Origin of the sequence: Mucilaginibacter sp., from assembly GCF_036383575.1 — a bacterium.
GTDB lineage: Bacteria > Bacteroidota > Bacteroidia > Sphingobacteriales > Sphingobacteriaceae > Mucilaginibacter.
Genome location: NZ_DASVOB010000674.1, coordinates 1 through 2,901, shown reverse-complemented (window position 1 = coordinate 2,901; position 2,901 = coordinate 1). Strand labels below are relative to the sequence as shown.

Here is a 2,901-nt window from a genome sequence, read left to right as displayed (position 1 = left end):
CTGGTTATTATACATGGCCTCACAATATACAGCAGGCAAATAGTATTTGCCGGTGTAAGCCGCGTTGAGCATCACATAATAAGTTGATTCCTGACCTTCGTTTAAGCTGAAATAAGTATTCACCCTATCGTCCCGAATATCGCGGTAATCGGATGGCGATGATTTAAATGCTTCATCGCCAAGCAGGCGGGTATTCAATATTTCCCAACCCGAAGGGAAGATCTGGGTGAGGGCAAGGTTATCATATCTGCCGCGTTTACCCGGATTTTTGATATTTACCTGGGCTACAAAATCACTACCCTGTTTTAATGAGGATGGATCTATCGGTTTACCTTTAAGCGAGAAATAGCCAACCCGCATTTGCAATACATCAGGATTGAGAATTGATTGGGTATCCTGCCCCGAAGATGGTTGTCCTTTTTGTATCAGCCTAATGTACAATTTGTTATTGCTGTTGTTTTTAAGGTAAACTTTACCGCCATTACCTGCCAGCGCTCCTTGCCATAAATACGAACTTGTACTAATGTTGGCTTTAGCATTGCCGTTAGCATAGTTAAATTCGAGTTTGCCCGCAGGTTTATTTTGTCCATAGAACTGTGCCAAAGCTATTAGTGAATAAGCTGTGGTTTGAGTACTATACCAATCATCCTGTGATAAACGTGCTGCAACCGTATGCACCAGCCCGGCGGCTTTTTGTTTTTGCTCCAGCAGGGTAAGGGTTTCCAGTATCATGGCCTCATCTCTCAGGTCGGAGCCATAAGTACCATAAAGACTGTTATAAGGTTTAACAGTGGTTGATAATTTGGTTATCATCCTTAATCCAACTTCAGGCTGCCCGGCAAGTTTATAAGCGGCTGCAAGTCGCCATGCTGCGGCATCGCTCAACAATGCAAACTCACGCAGGCGGTTCATTGCGCCCATTTCGGGTGAGCGGGCGAGGGCCAGTAGGTATAAGCGATAGGCCTGGGTAAGGTCGTCTTCGTAGTAATATGGCTGCTTGCGCGGAGCCCAGCTCAGGGCTTTTTCTTTTTGATATTTTTTCCAGCGGTCAATAAAGCCAATCGGCATGCTGAAACCTTTAGCCTGTGCCGCTAACATGAAGTGCCCGGCATAGTTGGTTCCCCATTCGTCCGCTTCACCTCCATAAGGCCAGTAGCTTAAACCGCCGCCCTGTACCTGGAAGCCGTTAAGTCTGTTGATTGTGGCTTTGATATTGCGATCAGTTTCGGCCCTTTGTCTTGGCGAAAGGTCAAGCAACTGGTTCAGATATAACTGCGGGAATGCCGAGGAGGTAGTTTGCTCCACACAACCGTGAGGATACTCTATCAGGTAATCCAAGCGTTTTGAAAGGTTCAACGGTGGGATATAAGCTACCTCAAGGGTGGCTTTATTAGTTCCGTTTATGCCAACGGGTTGATAATCGGTATTCCAAGCCTCACCCGGTGCAAGTTCTTTTTGCAGTATGCGTGTGACTGGTGGGTTAGGGTTGCGTACATTTAGCTCAACATCATAAGCTGCCGTTTCCGAACCGCTTTTAGCAATTATTTTTACTTTACCTACGCCAACAAAATCCTTAACATTTAAATCAAAGGTTATCAGCTGATCACCGGGCTTATCAAAGGTCAGTGTTTTTTGATTATTGCCGCTCAGATTGCTAAAAGCGTTGCTCTGTACCTGCACGCTCACGGTTTTGATATTGTTTTCCATAGCGAAAACCGTAACCGGTAACTGGATACTTTCTGATGGGCCAAGAACACGTGGTAGGGTAGCCAGGATCATCAACGGTTTTTTAACTGCTACAGCTTTTTCGGCTATGCCATAAGCGCCATCGTGCCCGGCTACTATCATAGCCTTAACAGAACCTACGTATTGCGGCAATATAAAGCGCTGTGTTTGCTTTTCGCCGGCATTGAGGTGGAAAGGTCCAAGGAATTTTACAACGGGCTTAAAGCGGTTTACAGACACGTTTTTGTTATTGCCGAGGTTTCCATCACCGCCTATACTTAAAATACGTTCCAGCCCACCGCCGAATGCGCCTATCACATAGTCAAAAAGGTCCCAAGTTTTTACGCCTAAGGCTTCGTGTGCATAAAAAGTATCATGCGGATCGGGGGTTTTGTAATTGGTGATATCCAGTAACCCTTCGTCAACAATGGCAATGGTATAGGTCATTTCCTTGCCCGATGCTTCTGATACAGTAATGGCCGATTGCGTTTCAGGCCTGATCTTGTCAGGCATGCTGATGATAGGTTTCAATATCGTTTCAGGATTTTCAACCTTTAGCGGAATAGCACCATACATGCGGATGGGCAGGTCATTAACCGTTTGCGAATGTCTTTGCAGCAGCGTAACGTTTACAAAAACGTTTGGCGCCATGCTTTCATCAACTGTAAAGGTGTATCTGGTTTGTCCCTTTTTTGTATCTATCCAGGTAGTTTTTAAAACCTTGCTGCCGTTTTCAAAACTGATCAGCGCGCGACCGTCCTGACCTGTTGGAATGGTCAAGGTAGCCTCATCACCAACTTTATAAGCGGCCTTATCTGAAGTGAATGATAACATCGCAGCCTCGGTAGGATTGGTTGATTGCAACCTTTCCGACCAGTTTGGCCAATCAACATAAATGATCTTACCAGTTGAGTGTCCGGTTTGCTCATCTTTAACCTTGATAAGGTACCGGCCCCAGTCGGCTTTATTGATATGCAGTTTCCATTTGCCTGCGCCGTTGGTCAGTTTTACAGTTTCGGTTTTAATGAGCTTGTTGTATTTATCCTGGGTAAAGTTGCTCATCTCATCGCCGGTTTGATCCCACCACCAGCGCCACTGTACTTTGTACAATTCAACCTGCACATCGCGGCTACCTGACAGGGCATTGCCATTTACATCTACATCGGCAATATCAAC

The 2,901-nt window shown here is 45.7% G+C and carries 1 protein-coding gene; it reads right to left on the bottom strand.

The window, feature by feature from the left end:
• Nucleotides 1–2,901: alpha-2-macroglobulin family protein (locus VF500_RS23540; RefSeq protein WP_330862014.1), on the bottom strand; the 2,901-nt coding region annotated here is incomplete at both ends.